The organism is Pseudomonas sp. Tav-5-1A (assembly GCF_055755055.1).
In genome coordinates this window covers 3,879,121-3,904,691 of the sequence record NZ_CM146901.1, presented here as the reverse complement: position 1 = coordinate 3,904,691, position 25,571 = coordinate 3,879,121, and the positions used below count along the sequence as shown (strand labels likewise).

The following is a 25,571-nucleotide window of genomic DNA, read 5'->3' as shown; positions in this document are numbered from 1 at the left end:
GGCCAGTGTGTTCCTTTGCCGATTGCGGCGCCTGGGGACGCAGCCTGCGGCAGCTGCTACGGGTGGTAGTCGGTGAGGGTGGCGGGGAGGATTTGGGTGATGCGCAGGGTGTCGCGGAACGGCGGCAGGGCCTGGTTCATGGCGGCGCGTATCGCCTCGGGGGCGGTGCCGGTGGCGCGGGTGATGTAGGGCAGGGTCGGGCTCTGGCCGGTGCGCCCGAGGATGCGCACGCCGGCAGTTTCTTCCGCCGGCAGGTAGGCGAAGGTAACGCTGTCGATGGCCGCCAGGTCAGCCTTGCCGGTGGCGACCCAGGCCAGGCTCTGGCGGTGGCTGCCGCTGAGGCTTTCACGCCCGAAAAACTGCCCGCGCGGGGCCAGGGCTTCCAGGGTGTCGTAGAGCAGGTGCGTGCCGCTGTTGGAGTCGCGGCTGTTCAGCGCCACATGGCTGCCGCGCCACTGTTCCAGCGCCTGGCGCGGGTCGTCGCGGCGCACCACCAGCAGGCTGCAATGTGCGCCGTTTTGGGCGTCAGGCAGGTCGAAGCGCGGGCGCCCGACGAGCTGCACCTGTTCGCCCAGGCGGGTGCGCAACGGGTAGCCGCAGGTTTGCGCCAACAGCAATCGCGGGTGCAGCCACAGGTCGTACAGGTCGCCGGCAAAGCGCTCGCGCGCGGCAACCCCCAGCAGTTGCAGGGTCAGCGCCAACCACTGCTCGCTGGCTTCGCGCACGGCGCTGGGGGCCACGTACATGGGCAGTTCGGCGATCTGTGCGGCGGTCACGGCCGGGCTCCTGAATGCCAGGGGTGCCGCGGGCTGTCGATGGGGCGCCAGCCGTGGCGGCGGAACAGTTCACCATAGCCGCCCACCCGGAACTGGCCACTGCGGCGCAGCCAGTCATCGCGGCGCGCCGCGTACACCCGGGGCAGGTAGTACCAGGGCAGCCCCGGCAGGTCGTGGTGCACCAGGTGCAGGTTGAGGTTGAGGAACAGCCAGCGCCACGGCCAGCCGGCTTCGTTGAGCACCGAGCGTTGTTCCGGCGAGGTGGCGGGGCGGTGTTCGTGGTACGAGCGCACCATGGACAGCGCCAACGCCAGCACGCTGGCCAGCAGGTAGGTGCCGATAGCCAGGCCCTGGGCCTGCACGTAGGCCAGCAGCACCGCCACCCAGGCGCCGTGGCACAGCCACATGCCCCAGGCTTCGCCACGGCGCAGGCGCGCCAGCTGGCCACCGCAAAGGCCGCCCAGGGCCAGCGCCGGGCCGACCAGCAGGCGGCCGTACAAGGTCTTGTTCAGCCAGTGCAGGCCGCGTTCGGCAGGGCTGCTGCGGTCCCAGGCGTGGTCGTCCAGGTAGCGGCTCTCAGGGTCCCGTGCCGGGCGGGTCAGTTCGCTGTCGCGGTGGTGGCGCAGGTGGTCGTCGCGGTACAGGGTGTAGGGGTACCAGAGGGCGATGGGCGCGTAGCCCAACCCTTTGTTCAGCCATGGCCAGCGGGTAGGGTGGCCGTGCAGCAGCTCGTGCTGCAACGACATCCACAGGGTGATCAGTGGCACCAGCACCAGCAGCGTCAGGCCCTGGCCCAGGTGTGGGCTGGCGTGCACCAGGCCCAGCCAACCGGCGTAGGTGCCCAGTAACAGCAGCCAGGTGGGCCAGTCGCTGCGGGCGGTCCAGGTGCCGAGCAGGTGGTTGATGTGCCGCTGGTGGGCGGCGTCGAGGTAGGCAGGCATAAGGGGCGACCGGTGGTGCTGATGGCGGCACCTTAGCAAGTCTGGTTATGCGCGAATAATCATATTGCGCTACTTGCTTAGAACCAGAGTGCATTAAACCTCATGCGCCTATTTCGGGACTCAATCATGGCCACCACCGGCCGCCCGCGCGGCCTATCGCGGCCAAGGCCGGCTCCTACATCTGTTGCAACGTGCCATGGCCTGTTAGCGCGGAGTTGTGGGGTCAGAACCGGTAGGAGACGCCAGTGGTCACGCCGAAGCCGTCGCCCACGTAGAAGTTCGCCGAGTCCACGCCCTTGAGGTCGTAGGTGGTCTGGGTAGCGGTGACGTAGTGCTTGTCGGTGAGGTTGCGGGCGTCGAGGAACACGTTCCAGCGCTGACCCGGGGCCTGGTAGCCGACTTTGGCGCCGAAAATGGTGTATTCGGGCGCCTTCACGGTGTTGGCGAAGTCGGCGTAGTAGCTGGAGGCGTGGTTCATGTTGATCTCGCCGTAGAAGCCGCTGGGGTGTTGGTACTGCAGGGCGGCCTGGTACACCTGGCGGGGCAGGCCGGGCAGTTGGTTGTGGCCGAAGGTGGGGTCGTTGCGGAAGTAGAAGTCGTTCACCGTGAACGCCTGGCGCCAGTTGACGCTGGCGCCGTGGCTGCCGGTCCACAACCGGGTGTTCAGCCCCAGTTCGACGCCCTGGTGGATGGTGCCCGAGGCGTTGGTGTCGGAAATCACCTGGTTGGAGGTGGCGGTGGCTTCGGCGATCACCGCCGACAGCAGCTCGCCCTGTACCCAGGAGCGGTACACCGTCAGGCTGCCATCGAAGATGCCCTGGCTACCGCGGATGCCCAACTCCACGGTGTTGGCCTTCTGCGCCTGCAGCGGGGTGACGTAGGGGTTGGACACGGGGCCGGTGGAGTAGTACCAGGTCACCGGCGGGTCGATGGAGCGGCTGACGTTGCCGTACAGCTGCAGGCCCGGTGTGAGCGCGTAGCGGAAGCCGAGGCGCGGGGCCAGGTTCCAGTCGTCGTAGTCCACCGCGCTGGGGAACTCGCTGGTGTTGGCGTTGGTGGCGTAGGTGCTGCGCACGTCGCGCCTGGTGTTGGCCAGGGACAGGCCGGTGGTCAGCCAGGTGCGGTCGGTGAGCTGCAGTTCGTTGCCCAGGGAGAACACCGTGTCGCGCGAGCTGGCGAAGTTGTACTTCTGCACCAGTGCCCAGGTGTTGGGGTCGCGGACCTTCTCGTTGCCCGGCTCAAGGATGGTGCTGCTGAAGCTCAGGGTGGTGTCGCTGGGCAGGCCGAACAGGCTGTCGCCCTTGCGCAGGTAGCGCACCGAGGTGGAGAAATCGGTGGAGTTCCACTGGCCGGGGTTGGCGTAGTAATGCAGGCCGTCAGTGAGGGTGTAGTGGTGGTAGCCCAGGCCCACTTCCAGCTTGGCGTTGTCGTCAAAGGTGTAGGTGGTGGTGCTGCCCAGCAGGGTGGTGCCGGGTTTCTTGCGCACCCAGCGGTAGTTGTTGGCGGTGGGGTCATGCTTGATCTGGTACAGGGTCAGCGGGCTGGCGTTGGTGTTGACCTCGTCGCGGTAGCGGAAGGTCACGCGGGTCTCCAGCTTGTCGTTGAACACGTGGCCGAAGTTGGCGATCACGTCGTTGCCGTGGTTGGGCGAGTCGTCCTGGTAGCCGCGCCGCTCGTTGTGCAGCACCGACAGGTAATAGTCGCTGTCGCCGACCACGCCGCCGGTGCTCAGCTGTTCCTTCTTGTAGCCGAAGCTGCCGCCCTCCAGGCGCACGTAGTTGCCCGGCGAGGTGTAGCCGGTGTGGGTCACCATGTTGATGGCGCCGCCCAGGTTCAGCGCGCTGTACTCGAAGGCGTTGGCGCCCGAGAGCACTTCGGTGTGGTCGACGGCCGCCATGTCCAGCAGGTCCTCCTGGGTGCCGCCGGGGCCGGTGATGGGAATGCCGTCGTACAGGTACTTGATGCCCAGCGCGTAGCCGCCGTAGAAACTGTCGAGGCCCGAGCCGCGAATGGAAATCTTCGCCGCACTCTGGCCGCTGGTGGCCTGCGCGTAGACGCCCGGCTGGTAGGCCAGCACGTCTTCGGCGGTGGCGGCGCGGCCTTTTTCCACCTCCTTGTTGTCGACCACGCTGGTGGCGCCGGCCACCTTGTCCAGGCGCGCCTTGTCAGCCTGGGCGTCGGTCTGGGCGTGGCCGGTGACTTCCACGGTGCCCAGGCTTGGCGTGGTGTCGTCGGCGTGGGCGGTGGTGGCGAGGATGGCCAGTGCGGTGGCCAGGGAAAGCTGGGTGAAGACGCGCGTGGGCGCCCGGTGATTCATGGTCAAGTGCAATACCCCTGAGAGTCCAATGTCTGTGAGGAGCATCTATGTGAATAGTCTGGCCCGCGGGTGCAGGAGCAAATGCCGTACCACCCGGGCTAGAGCGGTTTTCGGGGCATTGCGTGGCAAGCACGGGGTAGCCGGGAGGGCAAATTGCAGATGTGCTGTTGCGCTGCCGACACTGGTCCGGGGCAATTGGCGCAGTGCGGGGGGCGGGGGGACGCAGCCTGCGGCAGCTGCTACGGGGTGGGAGGGGCATCGGCAGCTTTCGTCGATGGCACTATGCTCGTTACAGTATCGTTCCCAGCCTTCCTGCCCGGCCAACCTCCCATGACCCTAGAACTGGTTCAGCCCCCTTATGTCGCCGAAGATCGCTTCCGGCTGCTGATCGACTCAATCACCGACTACGCCATCTACATGCTCAACCTGGACGGCGAAATCATCAGCTGGAACGCCGGCGCCAGGCGCTTCAAGGGCTATGACGAGCAGGAGATCCTGGGCCAGCATTTCTCCCGGTTCTACACCGACGAGGACCGCGCCGCCGGCAAGCCCGGCCTGGCGCTGGCCTGCGCGGCGCAGCAGGGGCGGTTCGAGAGCGAGGGCTGGCGGGTGCGCAAGGACGGCTCGCAGTTCTGGTGCCACGTGATCATCGACCCCGTGCGTACGCCCGACGGCAGCGTGATCGGCTTCGCCAAGGTGACCCGCGACCTGACCCAGCAGCGCCAGGCCCAGGAGGCGCTACGCCAGTCCCAGGAGCAGTTTCGCCTGCTGGTGCTGGGCGTCACCGACTACGCCATCTACATGCTCGACCCCGACGGCATCATCACCAACTGGAACGCCGGCGCCGAGCGCATCAAGGGCTACCGCCCCGACGAGGTGATCGGCCGGCACTTCTCGATGTTCTTCGAAGAGGCGGCGCGCAACGCCGGCGAGCCCCAGCGCAGCCTGGCCACGGCGCTGGCCGAAGGGCGCTTCGAGAACCGCGCCTGGCGGGTGCGCAAGGACGGCACGCGGTTCTTCGCCAACATCGTCATCGACGCCATTCGCGACGACAGCGGCACGCTGCTGGGCTTCGCCAAGATCACCCGCGACATCACCGAAAGCGTGGAGACCCAGCGCGCCCTCGACGAGGCCCGCGAGGCGCTGTTCCAGTCACAGAAAATGGAAGCCCTGGGCCAGTTGACCGGGGGTATCGCCCACGACTTCAACAACCTGCTGATGGTGATTCTCAGCAGCCTGGAGATCGTGCGCCGGCGCCTGCCGCCGGACCCGCGCATCACGCCGCTGCTCAACAATGCCGTGCAGGGCGCCCAGCGCGGCGCCTCGCTGACCCGGCGCATGCTGGCCTTCGCCCGGCGCCAGCAGTTGGTGCTGGAAGCGGTGGACCTGGGAGTGATGGTGCGGGGCATGGCCGACCTGCTGCAAAGCTCGCTGGGTTCGCGCATCCAGATCGAAACGCGCTTTCCGCTGTTCGTACGCCCGGTGCGCGCCGACGGCAACCAGCTGGAATTGGCGGTGCTGAACCTGGCGGTGAACGCCCGGGACGCGATGCCCGATGGCGGCGTGCTGGTGATCGAGGCCCGTGAATGCCAGCTCACCGAGCCGCGGGAGGGCGTGGCGGCGGGCAATTACGTGTGCCTGTCGCTGACCGACACGGGCGAGGGCATGGATCCATTGACCCTGGCACGGGCCACCGAGCCGTTCTTCACCACCAAGGGCGTGGGCAAGGGCACCGGCCTGGGGCTGTCGATGGTCGACGGCGTGGCCGCCCAGGTGGGCGGCAAGCTGGTGGTGCGCAGCGCCCGGCCGGGCGGCACCACCGCCGAGCTGTGGTTGCCGGTGGACGAAGGCGCGACCGTCGCGGCCCCGGTGGCCAGCGCCAGCAGCCAGGTCAGCACGGCCAAGGGCCTGAGCGTGCTGCTGGTGGACGACGACCCGCTGATTCTGGTCAGCGCCGAAGCCATGCTCGAAGACCTGGGCTGCCGCGTGCACACCGCGGCCTCCGGCGAGCAGGCGCTGGCGCTGCTGGAGCAAGGCAGCGACGGCTTCGACCTGCTGATCACCGACCACATGATGCCGCATATGTCCGGCCCGCAACTGGCCGCCCGCGCCCTGGCGCTGTGCCCGGGGCTGCAGGTGTTGATCGTCAGCGGCTTTGGCGAGGTGGACAGCGCCGCCACGGCCTTTGCGCGGCTGGCCAAGCCGTTTGACCAGCAGAGCCTGGCCCGGGCGTTGGCGGGCCTGCAGCTGGTTTGATGGATGGTTTTGGGTTTAATGGATCCATTGGTTGTTATTTTTGTTGACCTGTTCAGGGTTTTTAGGATTCCATGGATCCATAAAAACAAAACCTGAGAGGTCTCCCCATGTATCCAAAAAACACCTGGTACGTCGCCTGCACCCCCGATGAAATCGCCGACAAGCCCCTGGGCCGGCAGATCTGTGGCGAGCACATCGCCTTCTACCGCGGCGCCCAGGGCCAGGTAGCCGCCGTCGAAAACTTCTGCCCGCACCGTGGTGCGCCGTTGTCCCTGGGCTACGTCGAGGACGGCAACCTGGTGTGCGGCTACCACGGCCTGGTGATGGGCTGCGACGGCAAGACCGTGGCCATGCCCGGCCAGCGCGTGCGCGGCTTCCCCTGCAACAAGACCTACGCGGTGGTGGAGCGCTACGGCTTCATCTGGGTGTGGCCAGGCGACCAGGAACAGGCCGACCCGGCGCTGATCCACCACCTGGAATGGGCCGTCAGCGACGAGTGGGCCTACGGTGGCGGGCTGTTCCACATCAACTGCGACTACCGGCTGATGATCGACAACCTCATGGACCTGACCCACGAGACCTACGTGCACGCGTCCAGCATCGGCCAGAAGGAAATCGACGAAGCGCCACCGGTCACCACGGTGGAAGGCGACGAGGTGGTGACCGCCCGGCACATGGAAAACATCCTGCCGCCGCCGTTCTGGCGCATGGCCCTGCGCGGCAACAACCTGGCCGACGACGTGCCGGTGGACCGCTGGCAGATCTGCCGTTTCACCCCGCCCAGCCACGTGCTGATCGAGGTGGGCGTGGCCCACGCCGGCAAGGGCGGCTATGACGCGCCGGCCGAGCACAAGGCGTCGAGCATCGTGGTGGACTTCATCACCCCGGAAACCGAGACCTCGATCTGGTACTTCTGGGGCATGGCGCGCAACTTCAACCCGCAGGATGAGGCGCTGACCGCCAGCATCCGCGACGGGCAGGGCAAGATCTTCAGCGAAGACCTGGAGATGCTCGAGCGCCAGCAGCAGAACCTGCTGGCGAACCCGCTGCGCAACCTGCTCAAGCTCAACATCGACGCCGGTGGCGTGCAGTCGCGGCGCGTGCTGGACCGCCTCATCAGCCGTGAGCGCGCGCCCGTGGGAGAAGCCTCATGATCGAGGTGGTGGTGACCGCGCGTCACGATGAAGCCGTGGATATCTGCAGCTACGAGCTGGCCGCAGCCGACGGCCAGGCGTTGCCGGCGTTCAGCGCCGGCGCGCACATCGACGTGCACCTGGCCGATGGCCTGGTGCGCCAGTACTCACTGTGCAACCACCCCCAGGAGCGCCACCGCTACCTGATCGGCGTGCTCAAGGACGCCGCCTCGCGCGGCGGTTCCCAGGCCTTGCACGAGCAGGTCCGGCAGGGCGACCGGTTGCGCATCAGCGCGCCGCGCAACCTGTTCGCCCTGCACGAAGGCGCCGAGCGCAGCCTGCTGTTCGCCGGTGGCATCGGCATCACACCGATCCTGGCCATGGCCGAGGCCCTGGCCCGCGACGGCGCACCGTTCGAACTGCACTACTGCGCGCGTTCCAGCGAACGCGCGGCGTTCCTCGCCCGGCTGCGGGCCGCGCCCTTTGCCGACCGCGTGCAGGTGCATTTCGACGAACAGCCCGAGACTCGTCTCGACGCCGCCCAGGTGCTGGCAAGCCCCCAGCCCGGCCAGCACCTGTACGTGTGTGGCCCGGCCGGGTTCATGGCTCACGTGCTGGACACCGCCAAGGCCCAGGGCTGGGCGGACGACCACCTGCACCGCGAATACTTCGCGCCGCTGGCGGTGGACACCTCGGCGGACGGCAGCTTCGCGGTGAAGCTCAACCGTTGCGGGCGCACCTTCCAGGTCCCGGCGGACAAGACCGTGGTGCAGGTGCTGGAAAGCCATGGGGTGGAGGTGCCGATCTCCTGCGAGCAGGGCGTCTGCGGCACCTGCCTGACCCGCGTGCTGGAGGGCGTGCCGGAGCACCGCGACCTGTTCCTCACCGAGGAAGAACAAGCCGCCAACGACCAGTTCACGCCGTGCTGTTCGCGGGCCAGGTCGGCGTTGCTGGTGTTGGACCTCTGATGCGCTTGGTCCCGTAGCCGCTGCCTGTCCGCAGCATTACGGGGCTCGGTGCAAGAACGCCAACACATGCCGGATGAACTCATCCGGCGCTTCCTCCATCACGAAATGCCCGCACCCTTCGATGATCACCCTTTGCACCTGCCGCGCATGGCCTTCCAAGGTGCGCAACGGCGCGTCGCCCGTGGCGTGCTCGGCGCCAATCGCCAGCACCGGCATGGCCAGCGGCCGTTGCGCGCGCAGCTGGTTCTGGCGGATGGTCTCGGGAATGGCGCGGTAATAGGCGAAACCGCCGCGCAGCCCGCCGGGCGCTGAATAGGCGCGGATGTAGGTGTCGGCCGCCACGGCATGACGGCGGAACGCCCAGCGGTCGAACATGAACGTCAGGTACGCCGCTTCCCGGCCCGTGATCAGCAGCTCCGGCAGGTCGCGCACCTGGTTGAACAGGAAGTGCCACAGGAAGATGTTCTGCTCCGGCGCCACGAATATCGGCGGTGCCTCGGCCAGGCCGGGTATCACCGCCTCCGTCATCACCACGCTGCGCACCGCCTCGGGGTAATCACTGGTCAGGGCGTAGGCGATCCACATGCCCACGTCGTGGCCCACCAGGTGGAAGCGCTCGTGGCCCAGTTGTGCCATGGCCTGCCGCAGCAGGCTGGCGACGCTGCCGGTGTCGTAGCCCTGTTCGGGGCGGTCGGAGTCGCCCAGGCCCGGCGGGTCCACGGCAATCGCCAGGTAGCCGGCCGCCGCCAGGGCCTGCATCACGTGGCGCCAGGCGTACCAGGTCTGTGGCCAGCCGGGCACCAGCAGCACCGGCGTGCCGTTGCCGGCGGTCACGCAGTGCAGGCGCAGGCCCTGCACGCGCACGTAGCGGTGGGTGAAAGTGCTGTCGCAGGGGGCGGCAGGGTCAACCGGCAGGTTCATGGGCGGGCGTTCCGTGCGGGTGGGGTGATGCCAAGCAGTTGTTGGATTTGCGCGCTGGCCAGGTGCGCGCCGGCGAAGTCATCGAACACCCGGTCGGTGACGCGGATGATGTGATGGTTGATGAAGGCCACGCCTTCGCGGGCGCCGTCTTCCTGGTTTTTCAGGCAGCACTCCCACTCCAGGGTGGCCCAGCCGGGGTAGTCGTACTCGGCCAGCTTGGCGAAGATCGCCTTGAAGTTGACCTGGCCGTCGCCCAGCGAGCGGAAGCGGCCGGCGCGCTCGGCCCAGTCGCTGTAGCCGCCGTAGATGCCCTGGCGGCCGGTGGGGTTGAACTCGGCGTCCTTGACGTGAAACATGCGGATGCGCGCGTGGTAGATGTCCAGGTAGCTGAGGTAGTCCAGTTGCTGCAGCACGAAATGGCTGGGGTCGAACAGCAGGTTGCAGCGTGGGTGCTGGCCCACCCGGTCGAGAAAGTGTTCGAAACTGGTGCCGTCGTGGAGGTCTTCGGCTGGGTGGATTTCGAAGCAGAGGTTGACTCCGGCCGCCTCGCACTCATCGAGGATCGGCCGCCAGCGCCGCGCCAGTTCGTCGAACGCCGCGTCAATCAAACCGTCCGGGCGCTGGGGGAAGGGGAACAGGTACGGCCACGCGAGCGAGCCGGAAAAGGTGCCCAGCTCGGTCAGGCCCAGGCGCGCCGACGCCCGGGCTGCCAGCTTCACCTGGTCGATGGCCCAGGCCGTGCGCGCCTCGGGGCGGCCGCGCAGGTGCGCCGGAATGAAGCCGTCCCACATGGCCTCGTAGGCGGGGTGCACCGCCACCAGCTGGCCGTGCAGGTGGCTGGTCAGCTCGCTGACCTGCAAGCCATGTTCGGCCAGCAGGCCCTTGATGTCGTCGCAGTACGCCTGGCTCTGCGCCGCTTGCGCCAGGTCGAACAGGCGTGCGTCCCAGGTGGGAATCTGCAGGGCCTTGAAGCCTTGGGCGGCGGCCCAGGCCGCCAGGTTTGGCAGGTTGTCGTAGGGCGGTTGCGCGCTGCTGAATTGGGCCAGGTGCAGGCTCGGGCCTTTGAGGGTTCGCATGGGTCCATCCTATTCTTTGTCGATCGACAAAGAATAGGGTTCGGCGATGACAAGCGTCAAGCGCAACTGCGTTAAACTGCGCGCTCTCGATTTCCAGGCGGAACCACATGGCAGGGCGACCACGGCAGTTCGACAAGCAGCAGGCACTGGCACAGGCGATGCGGGTGTTCTGGGAACACGGCTACGAAGGCACGTCGATGTCGGCGCTGGTGGAGGCGCTGGGCCTTGCCTCGGCGCGCATCTACGCAGCGTTCGGCAGCAAGCAGCAGCTGTTCGAGGAGGCGGTGGCGCTGTACGAAAGCGGCGAGGGCGGTTTTGCCGAACGGGCGCTGGCCCAGGCAGATATCGGCGCGGCCATCGGCCAGCTGCTGCGCGACGCGGTGGCTACCTACACCCGTGCCGACCACCCGCGTGGCTGCCTGGTGGTGAGCGCGGCGAACGGCGTGGCGGCGGAAAACATCGGCGTGCTGAACTGGCTGGCGGGCCACCGCCAGCAGCGCACCCGGTCGGTCATCGAGCGCCTGCAGGTGGCCCAGGCACAGGGGCAGCTGTCGGCGACGGCCGACGTGCAGGCATTGGGGGACTTCTACGCGACGTTCCTGCACGGGTTGTCGGTGCAGGCCCGCGACGGGGTGCCGGCGGCGGCGTTGTTGCAGGCGGTGGCGCAGGCGTTGAAGTTATTGCAGTGACGCCCCCGGGCGATGCCTCGCGTATGGGACGCGGCCTGCGGCCGCTGCTACGGGTTTGCGTAGCAGCTGCCGCAGGCTGCGTCCGGGGTCAGCGCAGGCTCCAGGATACGCCCAGGTACACGCCCATCCCTTCGCCGGGCGTGGAGCGCGCGGCGTCCACGCCCTTGTCGTCGTAGCCTGGGGTCACGGTGGCGGCGTAGTGCTGGTTGGTCAGGTTGCGCATGTCCACCCAGGCCTGCCAGTCGCCCTTGGGCGCGTTGTAGCCCAGGGTGGCGCCGAACAGCGCATAGGCATCGGCGTAGTAGCTGTCGGCGTAATCCACCGCCACTTTCGACATCAGCTGGGTGTTGGCTGCCGCGAAGAAGCCTTGCGGCCAGTCGTAGCGCAGCTCCGCCTGGTAGTAATGCATGGGCAGGCCGGGCAGGCGGTTGCTGCCGAACTGGTCGTCGTTGCGGTAGTGGAAGTCGCTGAAGGTGTAGGCCTGGCGCAGGCTCAGGGCGCCCACGCCGTCGCGCGACCACAGGGTGCTTTGCAGGCTGGCTTCCACGCCCTGGTGCACGGTGGGGCTGGCGTTCAGCTCGTAAGGCGTGGTGGCGCTGGCATCCGGCAGCACCGACAGCAGTTCGTGGCGCACCTGGGCGTAGTACCAGGCCAGGCTCCACTGGCCAGCGACGCTGTCGCCACGGCCGCCGATTTCCACGGTGGTGGCGGTCTGGTTGCGCAGCGCGACGGGCACGCGCTGGGCGCCGGTGGCCACGCCGCTGCCGGCGGGGAATAGCTGGTTGGAGCTGTAGATCAGCGACCAAGGGTGCGGCGCTTCCACCGAGCGGCTGAGGTTGCCGAACAGTTGCACGCCGGGCGTCAGCTGGTAGCGCAGGCCCAGGCGCGGCGCATAGTCCCAGTCATGCAGGCTGACCTTGCCGCCGTCGGCGGGGTAGGTGACCGCGCTCTCGCGGCGGGTGTAGATGGCGGCGATGCCGGTGGTCAGCCACAGGTCGTCGGCAATCTCCAGGTCGTTGCTGAAATGCAGCACCGTGTCCGAACCCTGGTAGGTGAAATTGCGGATGCGCGTGCCCGGCGCGTAGCCCGCGGTGTTGCCGGTGGGGATGCGCACGAACTCGCTGGCGCCGTCATTGGGCAGGTGCTTGGTCACGCGCAGGCCCAAGGTGCTGTTGCTTTCCAGGCCCCACAGGGTGTCGCGGCGCTTGTAGTCGAAGGTGCCGCTGACGTCGGTGTAGGCCACCTTCAGGCGGTTGGGGCCTTCGCGCAGGTCCATGGGGTAGTCGTGGTACACCAGCCCGGTCTGAATGCTGGAATCGTCGTCGATGTAGTAGGTGGTCTTGTTGCCGATGAAGGTGCTGCCCGGCTCGTCGCGCTGGTAGTCGCGCGCCTCGTACGTGGGGTTGGCCGCCTGGGCGTGGTGCTCGATGGAGTCCTTGGTCACACGCCCGGCCAGCTCGTTGTCAGTCTCGCGGTGGCGGATGTAGAAACGCGTTTCCAGGTTCGGGTTGAAGCAGTAGCCGACGTTGGCGATCACCCCCTGGCTGGTGCTGGCGGTGTGGTCCTGGTAGCCGTCCGACTGCGCGTCGGTCACCGCCACGTAGTAGTCGAAGTCGCCCAGCACCTGGCCCGAGCTGACCTGGCGCTGGCGGTAGCCGTGGCTGCCCATGGCGTAGCGCACTTGCAGCAGCGGCGCGTCGTAGCCGCTGTGGCTGACGTAATTGATGGCGCCGCCCAGCGCCAGGCCGCCGTAGTCGAAGCCGTTGGCGCCGCGCAGCACCTCCACATGGTCCAGCCACAGCGGTTCCAGCAACTCATAGGGTGTGCCGCCGGGGCCGGTCAGCGGCAGGCCGTCGAGCATGGCGTAGATGCCCGAGGCATGGGCGCCCGGCGCGCGGTTGATGCCCGAGCCGCGAATGGAAATCTTCACGCCTTCGTTGCCGGCCGACTGCGCGTACACGCCCGGCTGGTAGGCCAGCACGTCCTGGTTGCTGGCCACCCGGCCCTGCAGGGTTTTTTTCATGTCCACCACGTTGGTGCCGCCCGGCACCTGGGCCAGGCGCGCGTTGGCGTCTTCGGCCCCTTGGTCGTCGCCGCTGCCGTCCTGGCCCTTGATCAGCACCTGGCCCAGTTCCATGTCCTGGGCATCGGCCAGCCCCGGGCAGCACAGGGCAAGGCCCAGCAGGGCGGTGGGCAGGGTTTTCGGCGAACGCATGGTGGTGGCTCCAACGGGGGGACAAGAGAGTGGTGCGACGCACTGGGAGACGAGCGGAGCACAGGAAAATTTGCCTGCTGGCCAAGCAATATTACGAAATGTGAAAAAATTGTCGAAATTTCATTGGTAACTGGGTTAGATTCTCATTCACACTTTGAAACAGAATCTCATTCTCACCTAAACCGTTACAGGAAGTCTCGCCTTGAAACATCGCCTCCCTGCCAGTTTGTTGCTCGCCGGTGCCTGCAGTGCCATGCCCCTGGCCTACGCAGACGACATGACCCTGCCGGCCACCCAGATCGAAAGCAGCAGTGACAGTAGCCAAGGGCAGAGCGTGGGGTATCAGGGCGAGCCGGTGTCCAGCACCACGCGCCTGGGCCTGACCGACAAGGAGACCCCGCAAGGCGTGACCACCATCACCCAGCAGGAGCTGAAGGACTTCAAGATCACCGGCATCAAGGACGCCCTGCGCGCGGCGCCGTCGGTGACCGTGGAGCAGACCGAGACCGACCGCACCGAATTCACCTCGCGCGGCTTCGACATCAACACCTTCGAATACGACGGCATGGGCATGCCCTTCGTGGGCACCGTGCTGGTGGGCGAGCAGGACCTGGCCGAGTACGAGCAGATCGACGTGCTGCATGGCGCCAACGGCCTGATGAGCGGGGCGGGCAACCCCTCGGCCACGGTCAACTTCGTGCGCAAGCGCCCCACCGACACCTTCCAGGCGCAGATCAACACCAGCGTCGGTTCGTGGGACAACCGCCGGGTGGACGTCGACGTCTCGGGCCCGCTGACGCCGACCGGCAACGTGCGCGGCCGCTTCATCTACACCCACGACAAGGGCGATTCGTGGATGGACCGCTATGGCCACGAGCGCAACGTCGCCGCCGGCCTGCTGGCCTTCGACCTGTCCGAGGCCGACACCCTGACCGTGGGCTTTTCCCAGCACAACAGTGATTCCAACGCCAGCACCTGGGGCAACCTGCCGTTGGTGGACAGCAGCGGCAACGCCATCCACTACAGCAGCCGCGGCGCCAACATCGGCCAGCCGTGGACGTACTGGAACCTCAACACCCAGCGTGCTTTCGCCGAACTCAAGCATGATTTCGGCAACGGCTGGAACGCCACCCTGACCGCCACCGCGGTCAAGGAAAAGCAAGACACCAACATGCTCTACGTCTACCAGGTGACCGGTGACGACGCCACGGTGTACGCCAACCACACCAGCAGCGAGGCGCACCAGTTGCTGGGCGAGGCCAAGCTGTCGGGCCCGTTCACCCTGTTTGGCCGCGAGCATGAGCTGACCATCGGCACCGCCTACGGCCGCACCCACCAACAAGGCCGCGAGTACGATGTGAGCGCCGATGGCTCGTATGAGACCTCGTTCGCCGGCATACTGGCGGGCAATGCCGCGTTGCCTGCGTTCAACTACACCAGCGACGCGCTGACCCAGAACTTCGTCGACACCCAGCGCAGCGTCTACGCCGGCGCACGCTTCAGCCTCACTGACGACCTGCACTGGATCGCCGGCGCGCGCATGCTCAGCGCCGATGCCTCGGGCAGCAGCTATGGCGCCGACTACTACACCCGCGCCCACGGCAAGGTGACCCCGTACACCGGCCTGGTCTACGACCTGACCCCGCAGTGGAGCGTGTACGGCAGCTGGACCGAGATCTACACCCCGCAGTACAACGTCGGCGCCGACAACAAACTGCTGGCGCCGCTGGAAGGCAAGAGCACCGAAGTGGGGGTCAAGGGCAGCCTGATGGACAGCCGCCTCAACGTCACCGCCGCGCTGTTCAAGGCCGACCAGCGCAACGTCGCCGAGGACGCCGGCTACAACGGCGTGCAGGAAGTCTACAACCCGGTGGACTACAAGAGCCGCGGCGTCGAGCTGCAGGCCTCGGGTGAAGCGCTGCCGGGCCTGGACCTGCTGGCCGGCTACACCTACGTGCACATCGAGAACGACGACGGCGACCGTGCGCGCAAATACGTGCCCACCCACAGCGTGCGCGGCATGGCCACCTACCGCCTGCCGTTCATGGAACAGGCCAAGGTGGGTACCCGCGTGAGCTGGCAGAGCGCGGTGCAGAACGACGACACCAGCGCCATCCGCCAGAACGCCTACGCCCTGGTGGACCTGATGGCCAGCTACGACTTCAACAGCAACTGGAGCACGTCGCTGAACCTCAACAACGTCTTCGACCGCAAATACCTGCTGTCGCTGTACAACAGCGCCACCACCGCCAGCTACGGCGCCACCCGCAACGTGACGGCGTCGGTGACCTGGAAGTATTAAGCGCGCGCCCCACCCCGTAGCAGCTGCCGCCAGGCGGCGTCACCGGCACCGCGGTTTTCCAGGATTACCGCATGCGCCGTGTGACGCAGCCTGGCGGCAGCTGCTACGGGGTCAGGCAACCGCTTTGCAGCGCTGGATGAACTGTCCCAGTTCATCAATCGGCATCGGCTTGCCGAAGAACCAGCCCTGGGCCAGCTGCACCCCGGCATCGCGCAGCACGTTGCGCTGGTGCTCGGTCTCCACCCCTTCGGCAATCATCTTCAGCTTCAACGAACGGGCTATCTCGATGATGTGGAACAGCAGCGGGCTGCTGCTGCGCGCCTCGCCGATCTCGTCGACGAACGCCTTGTCGATCTTCAGGTAGTCCAGGTCGTAGGTGGCCAGGTACGACAGGCTCGAATTGCCGGTGCCGAAGTCGTCGATCGCCACCTTGAAGCCTTTCGCGCGAATCGACAGCAGCACTTCCCTGGCCTTGTCCGGCACCATCAGGCCGCGCTCGGTGGCCTCGATCAGGATGTTTTCCGAGGTGCCGCCCGAGGCGCGGATCAGCGCCTGCAGGCGTTGCTCGGTCTGCTCGGAGTGCAGGTCCTCGGCGGAGAAGTTGATGGCGATGTGGGTGTCGGGGTTGTCCTTGATCAACTGCACTGAATCGTTGGCGACCATCTCCATCACCTGCGCGGTCACCTGCTGGATCAGGCCGTTGGCTTCGGCGGCGGGAATGAACTCCATCGGGCTGATCAAGCCGCGCTCCGGCTGCTTCCAGCGAATCAGCGCCTCGGCGCCCACGCACCTGCCGCTGCGCAGGTCCATCACCGGCTGGTACAGCAGGAAAAACTCGCGCCGGCGCAGCGCCCGCAGCAGTTGCGACTTGAACGACAGCCGATGGCGTACGCCCAGGTACAGCAGCACGCCAACGATCAGCCCCGACAGGCCGCCCACCGCCAGGTAACCGGGCAGCACGGCCCACACCCTCTGCGCGACCCGCGCCTTGGGCATGGCAGCCAGCACCGAGGAGTCGCGATCGGTGGAGGGCTGGATGAACACGTATTTGCCATCGGCGAAGAAGGCCACGGGTTGCCGTTGGTACTGTGCCAGCCATTGCGGCTTGAACTCGCCGCGCGAGCGCACCACCACCTGGTCGCTGTTGCGGAAATGGGTGATGTCGATGTCGGTCTGTTCGCCCACCACGTCCAGCACCAGGCTGGGCACGATAATCCCCGCGTAGCCGTCGTGCTCGTTGATCGCGAACATTTCGCCCGGCGCGTCCGGTAGCACCACCCGGCTCCAGCGCCGGCCGCTGCTGGCGGTCACATGGCTGGCTGGCCCCAGGTCCACCTGCTGGCGCGCCGAGGGCAGGGTGGAACACAGCAGGCGGTCGCCCTGGATGTACGCCAGCCCTTGCAGGTAACTGGCCTCCAGCAGCAGGTGCTCCATCAGCGCCAGGTGGTCCGGCGAGCAGGGCGCCAGGCCGGCGTGTTGCTGGGCTGCCACCGCCTTGTCGACCTGCGCCTGGGTGCTGGCGGAGCGGTGAATCACGTCGGCAGTAATGTCGGCCAGATAACCGCGCGCCACGTCGTGGCCGCTTTGCACGGCCAGGTAGGCCGACAGCGCCACGGCGCCGATAAAGATGCCGACCGCGGTGGCGGCGGCCAGTTTTCGCAAGGTCCTTCTGCGCATGGGGGGGGGGGCTCGGGGATGGGAGTGGAGTGAAGCGTAGACGAGGCGGCACGCGGCGCACCCGGACGCTGCCTGGGGTGCGCTGATTCTTGTAGCAGCGGCCGCAGGCCGCGTCCTGGCCCCTGAGTGCGCTGAATATCTTCGGCGTGGAATAGGGCCAGCGCAGCCTGGCGGCAGCGGCTACGGGGAGCGGATTCCACCGGAGTGTGCGGTGTTTTCGGACGCGGCCTTTGGCCGCTGCTACAGCGTTGTGCCAATAAGGCCAGATGCGGGCTTCGGAAATTTCCTAGGAAATTTCACACAAAATCTGAAATAATCATCCTACGTGCAGCAAATGATGACAAAATGTTTCTATCTTCGCTGTTCGTGGTTTTTGCTTGCGCCTTGATTTCAGGACGTCTACTCTCCGCCCGCCGTTGCCAATTCAACGGCCGGGTTTGGCCACCTGAGGAATCAAGGCGCACCAGCGCTTCCATGAGTACGCGGCAGTTGCATGTCTGCGTGAGGCTCTATGGCGGCTGTGCGCGGGAGGGCTTCGGCCCTGCCGGGTTCCTTGATCCCCGGTTGGCCAACCTGCGTTACAGCCGCCACCCCTTCGTTTGGCCACGAACGTGGCGGCTCCATGATCAAGGAGTCTGACGATGGTGAAAATAACCCCCGACCCACCCGATATCCCGCTCAGTGGCATAGACATGGACCTCAAGGACCTGCTCAGCCTGGCGCTGCTGCAAGGCCTGCCCACCAACCTGCCACGAGTCCCGCATTACCTGCATGCACTCAAGCGCACCCTGGACCGCGCTCATCAATCGCTGGATCTGCTGGAACAGCGCCTGCCTATCGTCGATGCAGTCGTCGCTGAAGAGCCCTTCATCCAGGAAGCGCTGGATGCCGTGCGCGGCCAGTTGCTGTTGAGCCATGTGCTGACTGACTCCGCCCTGAGCCACTGCGCAGGAGCATCCACCTCATGACCGATTCATTCACCACTTACCATGCCTTTGGCCCCTGCGCGGGGGACCTGCCGATCCTGGCGGTGCGCGACGGTATGCCGGTAACCGAAGTGCTGACTCAGGCGTGCGAGTACATGAAGGGCGTGAGCGCCGGCGCTGCGGAGCTGGTCGAGAATTGTCCTGCACATCTACGCGCGCTGGCGCGTCAGGTGGAGCACGCAAGCGAAATCGCCCGGGCGTTGGTGGAGGCGTCGGTGGCGGGGTTGGAACGGGCGAGCGCGGAACCCGCGTAGCAGCGGCCGCAGGCCGCGTCCTGCCTCCTGAGTGCGCTGAAGATCTTCGGCGTGGAATAGGGCCAGCGCAACCTGGCGGCAGCGGCTACGGGAGAGGTTTCCACGGTAGTGCGCGGTGGTTTTGGACGCGGCCTGGGGCCGCTGCTACAGGGTGGTGTGCGCTGATTCTTGTAGCAGCAACGTCGTCTGCATCGCGACTAAAGTCGGCTCCTACGCCGTGCGTGGTAGGAGCCGGCCTTGGCCGCGATGCAGGCGACGCGATCGATGAAGGTACACGCGCCCCCGTAGCCGCGGCCGCAGGCCGCGTCACGGGAACGCCGCTGGGTCCCGGACGCGGCATGGTGGTTATGCTTTTCAGGCATGGGCGGCGGCACTCAAGGCGGGTGCGGCATATGCATTAATCGCCTAACCACCAGATTTTTTATTATTTTATTTTTACCCCCACACAAACCTATCGTGCGCCTCACTTCCACCTTTCCGCTGGAACCTGCAGGAGCACCGCCATGCCATCGTCCCGTTTCTTCCGTCCGCTGTTCGCGCTTTCCCTCGCTGCCGCCCTGGTGTCCGGCAGCGCCTGGGCCGATGACGTCAAGGAGATCCGCATCGCGGTGCCGGACATCAGCGCCGGCCCCACGCCCAGCGGCGCCGGTATCACTGATGTGCTGCGCGACCAGCAGAGCCTGGAGAAGGAATTCGCCAAGGACGGCATCAAGGTGCGCTGGGACTTCTTCAAGGGCGCAGGGCCTGCGATCAACGAGGCGTTGGCCAACGGCCAGGAAGACTTCGCCTACCTGGGCGACCTGCCGGCCATCGTCGGCAAGGCCAGCGGCCTCGACACCCGCCTGTTGAGCGCCACCGCCCGCGACATCAAGCTGTACCTGGCGGTGCAGCCAGGCAGCGGCATCACCTCGCTGGAAGCGTTGAAGGGCAAGCGCGTGGCGATTTTCCGTGGCACCGCCACGCAGCTGTCGTTCGCCTCGGCCCTGGCCAGCCGCGGCCTGAAGGAGAGCGACTACAAGGTCATCAATCTCGACTACAACGCCGCCAACACCGCCCTGGTGGCCAAGCAGATCGACGCCACCTGGGCCGGCGCCGGGCTGATCGCGCTGAAGGCCAAGGGCCTCGCCGAACTGCCGCTGACCACCGTCGACCTGGGCGGTGCCGGCAGCGTGCAGACCGTGCTGCTCGGCCGCGGCGCCTTTGTCGATGCGCACCCGGACCTCACTGCGCGCCTGCTCAAGGCCCAGCAACCGGCCGTAGCGTGGCTGCGTGACGAGGCGCACAAGCAGGCCTACGTCGATCTGGTGTCGCGCCTGGCCAGCTACCCAGCGGCTATCCTTGCCACTGACGCCGCCGACCAGTCGTTCGCGCGCATCTTTGACCCGCAGCTGGACAGCAGCTTCACCGGCAACCTGCAGCACAGCGTCGACCTGGCCTTGCAGGCACGGCTGATCCGCAAGGGCTTCCAGGTCAGCAGCTGGGCCCAGCCGCAGTACCTGAACGCGGCGCTGCAAGCCGCGCCGGACGCCACCCAAGCCAGCCGCTAAGCCGAGGACCTGCCATGACCACCCTGTTCATCTACCCGGGCGCCTGCTCACTCGCCGCCCACGTCGTCATCGAGGAGCTGGGCTTGCCGATCGAGGTCGAGCAAGTCAGCCTGACCCCCGACTCACCGTACCGCCAGGTCAACCCCCAGGGCCGCGTGCCGGCGCTGCGGCTGGACGACCAGACCCTGCTGACCGAGAACACCGCGCTGCTGCCGTACCTGGCCGACCTGCGCCCCGGCACGCCGCTGTTCGCACCTGCCGGCAGCGTGGAGCGGGCGCAGATCCAGGGCTGGCTGGGCTACCTGGCCACCGAGGTGCACACCGGCGCCTTCCGCAGCATCAACCGCCCCGAGCGCTTCACCCCGGACGAGCAGGCCTACGCCGGCATCCGCAGCAAGGGCCTGGAGCGCCTGGCCGAGGCGCTGAAACCCATCGAGGCGCGCCTTTCGGGCCAGGACTGGCTGGTGGGTAACCGCTTTACCATTGCCGATGCCCATTTGGGCGTGTTCGTGGGCTGGAGCGCCCGTGCCGGCACGCTGCTGCAGGCGTTCCCGGCGCTGCAGGCGTTCCTGGGCCGCTACCGCGCCCGTGAAGCCGTGGCGCGCACCCTGGCCGCCGAAGGGCTGGCCTGAGGAGCTGCCGATGTCGACGCTGCACACCATCGCTACCTGGGCCCAGGTGATCGCCCGCACGCTGGAGGCGCGCGGCATCGCCAGCGCGCCGCTGCTGCGCGAGGCTGGCATCGGCCCCTGCAACCTGCACGACCCCAACCAGCGCATCGCCCTGGCATCCATGAGTGCGTTCTGGCGTGCGGCGCAACGGGCCAGCGCCGACGAATGCTTTGGCCTGGGCGTGGCGGCGTGCAGCTACCCCACCGACTTCCACGGCCTGTACTTCGCCGCGCAAAGCAGTGCCACCTTCATCGAGGCGCTGGAGCGCGGTGTGCGGTTCGCGCCGGTGATCACCACGGCGGCGCTGCTGACCCTGGTGCGCGGCCCGCAGGTGACGCGGCTGATCTACGGCGTGCCCGACGGTGCGCGGGTGGAGCAGGTGGCCAGCGAGGCGTCGATCGCCTGCTCGGTGCGCTTCACCCGCCAGACCTGGCCGGGCATGCCCATCGTGCAAGGCGTGCACCTGGCCCGGCCCACCCCGGCCGACCCCCAGCGCTGGGAGGAGCTGCTGGGCTGCCCCATCCAGTTCAACGCCGCCGACAATGCCATCGACTACAACAACCGCTGGCTGCACACGCCGCTCAACACCGCCAACCTCGACGTTGCCCAGGGCCTCGACGCGGTGCTGGATGGCTACCTGGAACGCCAGCGCAGCCTGAACCTGCCCGAACGGGTGCGCGCCGCCATCCTCCGCGACCTGCCCCTGGGCGAGGTGCAGCAGAGCCGGGTGGCCGACGCGCTGGGCATGAGCGTGCGCAACCTGCACCGCCACCTGCTCAAGCACGCCACCAGCTTCAAGGCGCTGCTCGACGACTGCCGGCGCCAGCTGGCCTTCAGTTACCTGCGCCGCACCGACTGCTCCATCAACGAGATCTGCTACCGCCTGGGCTTCAACGAACCCAGCAGTTTCAACCGCGCGTTCCGCCGCTGGACCGGTGCCAGCCCCGGCCAATGGCGCCGCCATGACCAGGGTACGGCGCCGCTGCCAGCGCCTGCGCAGCACCTGTCCATCGCCGTCTGACCCGGTGGCCGAGGCGGACCATGGTTTGTCCGCCCAGGCCCCAAATCTTCCTGTACCGCTGCCTAGCATGGGCACCCTGAACGTGCATTTGGCCTACGTCGCCGCACGCCACCAAGGAGCCTTCGCCCATGCTGTCACGTTACGCGGCCACCACGGCCCACCGCCTCAAACCCCTGAGCCTGTCGCTGGCCATCGCCTTGCCGGGGGCGCTGTGGCACGGCGCCGCTCAGGCGGCCGATGACACCCCGGCAACGCCCGACAGCGCCCAGGCCGACAGCACCGGCAGCCCGCGCCTGGCGCCGGTGACCGTCACCGCGCGGCGCCGCGCCGAGGCCTCCCAGGACGTGCCCACGCCCATCACCACCCTCAGCGGCGAGCAGCTGGAAAGCCAGCGCCTGTACAAGATCCAGGACCTGCAGCAGACCCTGCCCAGCGTCAACGTCGCCTATGTGCACGCCCGGGTGTCGAGCTTCGCGGTGCGCGGCATCGGCAACAACCCGGCCAGCGACGGCCTGGAAGGCAGCGCCGGCATCTACCTGGACAACGTCTACCTGGGCCGCCCGGGCATGGCCGCCTTCGACATGCTCGACGTCGACCAGCTGGAGCTGCTGCGCGGGCCCCAGGGCACGCTGTTTGGCAAAAACACCACGGCCGGGGTGCTCAACATCACCACCAAGGGGCCCACCTTCACTCCCGAGCGCAGCGTGGAAGTGTCGGGCGGCCAGGACGGCTATTTCCAGGGCAAGGGCACGGTGTCCGGGCCACTGACCGACACCCTGGCCGGGCGCCTGTCGTTCTACCGCACCCGCGACGATGGTTACCTGGACAACAAGCACGATAGCCGCACGCTGCTGGGCGGCGAGCGTGAAGGCCTGCGCGGGCAGCTGCTGTTCAAGCCCGACGACGATTTCAGCCTGCGCTGGATCAACGAGTACAACAGCGAGAACTCCAGCAGCGGCAGCAGCGTGATCTACGGCGCCGGCCCGCTGTTCTGGCGCCGCGCCACCCTGGTGGGCGCCAACCCGATACTGGGCCACAGCAACATCGACGGCCGCCAGAACGTCAGCGTGCACCAGAACGCCAGTTCGCTTGAAGCCAACTGGAACCTGGCCGGCGGCTACACGTTGACCTCCATCAGCGCCTACCGCTACTGGCACTTCAACCCGGCCAACGACGCCGACCAGCTCGACGTGCCGGTGCTTCGCGACTTCGGCTACGAGGTGCACGACCGCCAGTTCTCCCAGGAGATCCGCCTGGCCTCGCCCAAGGGCGAGCACTTCGACTACGTGCTGGGCGCCTACGCGTTCAAGCAGAACCTGGGCAACCGCATCTTCACCGACTTCGGCCCGCTGGCCGACCTGGACCTGATCGGCGCCAACCTCAATGCGCTGAACAACCTCGACAGCAAGGTCAACGGCAAGGTCGACACCGAAAGTTATGCGCTGTTTGCCCAAGGCACCTGGCACCTCACCCCGCGCCTGGACTTCAGCGCCGGGCTGCGCGGCACCTATGAAGAGAAGGACGCCAACGTGCAGCGCTACGCGCCCACCGGTGGCGGCGCGGCGGTGGTGATTCCCGGCGTGGTCGACGGCAACGCCATCCGCGCCAGCCAGGTGGGTGCCTATGACAGCGGCAACCTGCACCTGCACAACGCCGCGCCATCGATGCTGGCCAGCCTCAGCTACCGCTTCACCGATGATGTGCTGGGCTACACTTCGCTGTCCCACGGCGAGAAGTCGGGCGGGGTGAACCTGGCCGTGGCCTCGGCGCCCAGCGCCGGCGCCGAGTCCTTGCTGGTAGGGCCCGAACGCGCCAACGACGCCGAGCTGGGCATCAAGAGCCAGCTGTTCGACCACCGCCTGCAGCTCAACGCCAACCTGTTCTGGACCGGCGTCAACGGCTACCAGGCCACCACCTACTACCAGCCGCTGGGTGCGCTCACCGGCTACCAGCTGCTGACCAACGCCGGCAGCGTGCGCTCGCGCGGGCTGGAGTTCGAGGCCACGGCGGTGCCGGTGCGCGGCCTGACCTTGAACTTCAACGGCTCGTTCAACGACGTCACCTACCTGTCGTTCAAGGACGCGCCATGCCCGGCGGAAAACACCACCGCAGCCACCTGCGACCTCAGCGGCCAGCGCGTGGCCGGCGCCTCGCGCTGGATCGGCAACCTCAATGGTGAATACAAGTGGCTGCGTATCAACGGCATCGAACCCTACGCCACCGCCAGCTACGCCTACCGCTCCGCCAGCCAGGGCACCCTCGACAACTCCGAGCTGGCGCGGATCGACGGCTACGGCCTGGCGAACTTCTCGGTGGGCGCGCGGGTGGGCTACGGCGACGGCCTGATCGACGCCTCGCTGTGGGTCAAGAACGCCTTCGATCGCGAGTACTACCTGGCCGTGGGCAACGGCTCCAATGGCCTGTACACCGCCTCCCCGGGCCAGCCGCGCACGGCTGGCATCACCCTGCGCTACGACTTCTGAGGTGCACATGAGCAACAGACAAATGAGCCTGGGCGCGTTCCTGATGGGCAGCGGCCACCACGTCGCCGCCTGGCGCCACCCGCGCGCCTGGGCCGGCGGCAACCTGGACTTCGCGCACTTCAAGCGCCTGGCGCAAACTGCCGAGCGCGGCAAGTTCGACGCGATTTTTTTCGCCGACAACCTGGCCCTGATGGGCTCGCCGGAGCTGGGCCAGTACACCACCGCCGGCGATGTCTTCGACCCGCTGGTGCTGCTGTCGGGGCTGGCCACGGTCACCGAGCGCATCGGCCTGGTGTCCACCGTGTCCACCAGCTACAACGCGCCGTACCTGCTGGCGCGCAAGTTCGCCTCCCTGGACCACCTGAGCAACGGCCGCAGCGCCTGGAACCTGGTGACCTCGGCCACCGACCTCGAGGCCCTGAACTTTGGCCGCGAGGAGCATTTCGAACACGGCGACCGCTACCAGCGCGCCGAGGAATTCATCGACGTGGTCACCGGCCTGTGGGACAGCTTCGAGGACGACGCCTTCGTGCACGACAAGGCCAGCGGCGTGTACTTCCAGCCGCACAAGCTGCACACCCTGGGGCACAGGGGCGACTACTACCAGGTGCGCGGGCCGCTGAACATTCCGCGCACGCCGCAAGGCCACCCGGTGTTGGTCCAGGCCGGTTCCTCCGAGCCAGGCAAGGCGTTGGCGGCGCGCACTGCCGAGGTGGTGTTCACCGCGCAGCAGACCCTGGGCAACGCCCAGGCGTTCTATGCCGACCTCAAGGGGCGGCTGGCGGCCCATGGCCGTGGCCGCGACGAACTGAAGATCATGCCGGGCATCTCGCCGGTGATCGGCCGCAGCCAGGGCGAGGCCGAGGATATTTTCGGCGAGCTGCAGGCGCGCCTTGATCCGCGGGTAGGGCTGGGGCTGCTGGCCGGGATGGCCGGTGGCGTTGACCTGTCAGGGCATGACCTGGACGGCCCGTTGCCGGAGCTGCCGGTGAGCAACGCCATGCAGAGCCGCCAGGCGTTGTTCATCGACCTGGCGCGGCGGGAAAACCTGAGCATTCGCCAGCTGTACCTGAAGGTGGCGGGCGCCCGTGGGCACCACACCGTGATCGGCACGCCGCAGGCGGTGGCCGATACCCTGGAACAGTGGTTTGTGGAAGGGGCGGGCGACGGCTTCAACATCATGCCGCCGATACTGCCGGGCGGGCTGGACGATTTCGTCCAGCAGGTGGTGCCGATCCTGCAGCAGCGCGGGCTGTTTCGCCGCGAGTACAGTGGCACCACCCTGCGCCAGCACTTGGGGCTGGCGCGGCCCGGCAATCGTCATGCCGGGCCCTAGGG

General features: G+C 67.3%; 19 protein-coding genes. 12 read left to right on the top strand and 7 right to left on the bottom strand.

The features are described from left to right. Positions 1-56 precede the first annotated feature (56 nt). From AC0J42_RS17685 to AC0J42_RS17675, 3 genes are all read right to left on the bottom strand, one after another. The gene (locus tag AC0J42_RS17685) at positions 57-776 is read right to left on the bottom strand and encodes a phosphate/phosphite/phosphonate ABC transporter substrate-binding protein (protein WP_473002716.1); all 720 of its coding nucleotides are present in this window, start codon (positions 774-776) and stop codon (positions 57-59) included. After that, positions 773-1,717, bottom strand: coding sequence for a fatty acid desaturase (locus AC0J42_RS17680; RefSeq protein ID WP_473002715.1), 945 nt, complete (start codon positions 1,715-1,717; stop codon positions 773-775). The genes AC0J42_RS17685 and AC0J42_RS17680 overlap by 4 nt, the downstream gene beginning before the upstream one ends. Before the next feature lie 223 nt (positions 1,718-1,940). Beyond that, entirely contained in the window at positions 1,941-4,034 is a 2,094-nt protein-coding gene (locus AC0J42_RS17675) for a TonB-dependent receptor family protein (protein ID WP_473006875.1), read from the bottom strand. 330 nt (positions 4,035-4,364) lie between these two features. Here AC0J42_RS17675 and AC0J42_RS17670 point away from each other — a divergent pair, with 330 nt between their 5' ends. From AC0J42_RS17670 to AC0J42_RS17660, 3 genes are all read left to right on the top strand, one after another. Further along, the gene (locus AC0J42_RS17670) at positions 4,365-6,290 is read left to right on the top strand and encodes a hybrid sensor histidine kinase/response regulator (protein WP_473002714.1); all 1,926 of its coding nucleotides are present in this window, start codon (positions 4,365-4,367) and stop codon (positions 6,288-6,290) included. A 107-nt stretch (positions 6,291-6,397) separates the two neighbouring features. After that, on the top strand, positions 6,398-7,444 hold the full coding sequence (locus AC0J42_RS17665) for an aromatic ring-hydroxylating dioxygenase subunit alpha (protein ID WP_473002713.1): 1,047 nt from the start codon (positions 6,398-6,400) through the stop codon (positions 7,442-7,444). Continuing rightward, on the top strand, positions 7,441-8,391 hold the full coding sequence (locus AC0J42_RS17660; protein WP_473002712.1) for a PDR/VanB family oxidoreductase: 951 nt from the start codon (positions 7,441-7,443) through the stop codon (positions 8,389-8,391). Before AC0J42_RS17665 ends, AC0J42_RS17660 begins: the two co-directional genes overlap by 4 nt. 36 nt (positions 8,392-8,427) lie before the next feature. Here the strand turns inward: AC0J42_RS17660 and AC0J42_RS17655 are convergent, their stop codons facing one another. Next, positions 8,428-9,312, bottom strand: coding sequence for an alpha/beta fold hydrolase (locus AC0J42_RS17655; protein WP_473002710.1), 885 nt, complete (start codon positions 9,310-9,312; stop codon positions 8,428-8,430). Continuing rightward, a complete protein-coding gene (locus AC0J42_RS17650; RefSeq protein WP_473002709.1) occupies positions 9,309-10,388 on the bottom strand; it encodes a sugar phosphate isomerase/epimerase family protein in 1,080 nt (359 codons plus the stop codon). The genes AC0J42_RS17655 and AC0J42_RS17650 overlap by 4 nt, the downstream gene beginning before the upstream one ends. Positions 10,389-10,495: 107 nt before the next feature. On the opposite strand from AC0J42_RS17650, the gene AC0J42_RS17645 reads away from it, so the two are divergent. Next, complete coding sequence (locus tag AC0J42_RS17645; RefSeq protein WP_473002708.1) at positions 10,496-11,077, top strand: TetR/AcrR family transcriptional regulator; 582 nt, start codon at positions 10,496-10,498, stop codon at positions 11,075-11,077. Positions 11,078-11,165: 88 nt separating this feature from the next. On the opposite strand, the gene AC0J42_RS17640 is transcribed toward AC0J42_RS17645, so the two are convergent. Beyond that, the gene (locus AC0J42_RS17640; protein ID WP_473002707.1) at positions 11,166-13,292 is read right to left on the bottom strand and encodes a TonB-dependent receptor family protein; all 2,127 of its coding nucleotides are present in this window, start codon (positions 13,290-13,292) and stop codon (positions 11,166-11,168) included. A 253-nt stretch (positions 13,293-13,545) separates the two neighbouring features. On the opposite strand from AC0J42_RS17640, the gene AC0J42_RS17635 reads away from it, so the two are divergent. After that, positions 13,546-15,594 carry a TonB-dependent siderophore receptor gene (locus AC0J42_RS17635; RefSeq protein WP_473006874.1) on the top strand — a complete coding sequence of 683 codons (2,049 nt, stop codon included), beginning with the start codon at positions 13,546-13,548 and terminating at the stop codon, positions 15,592-15,594. A gap of 111 nt (positions 15,595-15,705) precedes the next feature. Here the strand turns inward: AC0J42_RS17635 and AC0J42_RS17630 are convergent, their stop codons facing one another. Then, the gene (locus AC0J42_RS17630; RefSeq protein WP_473002706.1) at positions 15,706-17,271 is read right to left on the bottom strand and encodes an EAL domain-containing protein; all 1,566 of its coding nucleotides are present in this window, start codon (positions 17,269-17,271) and stop codon (positions 15,706-15,708) included. Between the two features lie 641 nt (positions 17,272-17,912). Between AC0J42_RS17630 and AC0J42_RS17625 the strand changes: the two genes are divergently transcribed. The 7 genes from AC0J42_RS17625 to AC0J42_RS17595 all read left to right on the top strand — a co-directional run bounded on the left by AC0J42_RS17625 (position 17,913) and on the right by AC0J42_RS17595 (position 25,569). After that, complete coding sequence (locus AC0J42_RS17625) at positions 17,913-18,239, top strand: hypothetical protein (RefSeq protein ID WP_473002705.1); 327 nt, start codon at positions 17,913-17,915, stop codon at positions 18,237-18,239. Further along, entirely contained in the window at positions 18,236-18,511 is a 276-nt protein-coding gene (locus AC0J42_RS17620; RefSeq protein WP_416424854.1) for a hypothetical protein, read from the top strand. The genes AC0J42_RS17625 and AC0J42_RS17620 overlap by 4 nt, the downstream gene beginning before the upstream one ends. Positions 18,512-19,014: 503 nt before the next feature. Next, positions 19,015-20,058 carry an ABC transporter substrate-binding protein gene (locus AC0J42_RS17615; protein ID WP_473002704.1) on the top strand — a complete coding sequence of 348 codons (1,044 nt, stop codon included), beginning with the start codon at positions 19,015-19,017 and terminating at the stop codon, positions 20,056-20,058. A gap of 14 nt (positions 20,059-20,072) precedes the next feature. Beyond that, positions 20,073-20,690, top strand: a complete 618-nt coding sequence (locus AC0J42_RS17610; RefSeq protein ID WP_473002703.1) for a glutathione binding-like protein — start codon at positions 20,073-20,075, stop codon at positions 20,688-20,690. Positions 20,691-20,700: 10 nt separating this feature from the next. Continuing rightward, a complete protein-coding gene (locus AC0J42_RS17605) occupies positions 20,701-21,750 on the top strand; it encodes an AraC family transcriptional regulator (protein ID WP_416424851.1) in 1,050 nt (349 codons plus the stop codon). 128 nt (positions 21,751-21,878) lie between these two features. Next, positions 21,879-24,233 (top strand): TonB-dependent receptor, encoded by a 2,355-nt coding sequence (locus AC0J42_RS17600; RefSeq protein WP_473002701.1) that lies wholly within the window; start codon positions 21,879-21,881, stop codon positions 24,231-24,233. Between the two features lie 7 nt (positions 24,234-24,240). After that, a complete protein-coding gene (locus AC0J42_RS17595; protein ID WP_473002700.1) occupies positions 24,241-25,569 on the top strand; it encodes an LLM class flavin-dependent oxidoreductase in 1,329 nt (442 codons plus the stop codon). The last annotated feature ends 2 nt before the right edge of the window (positions 25,570-25,571 follow it).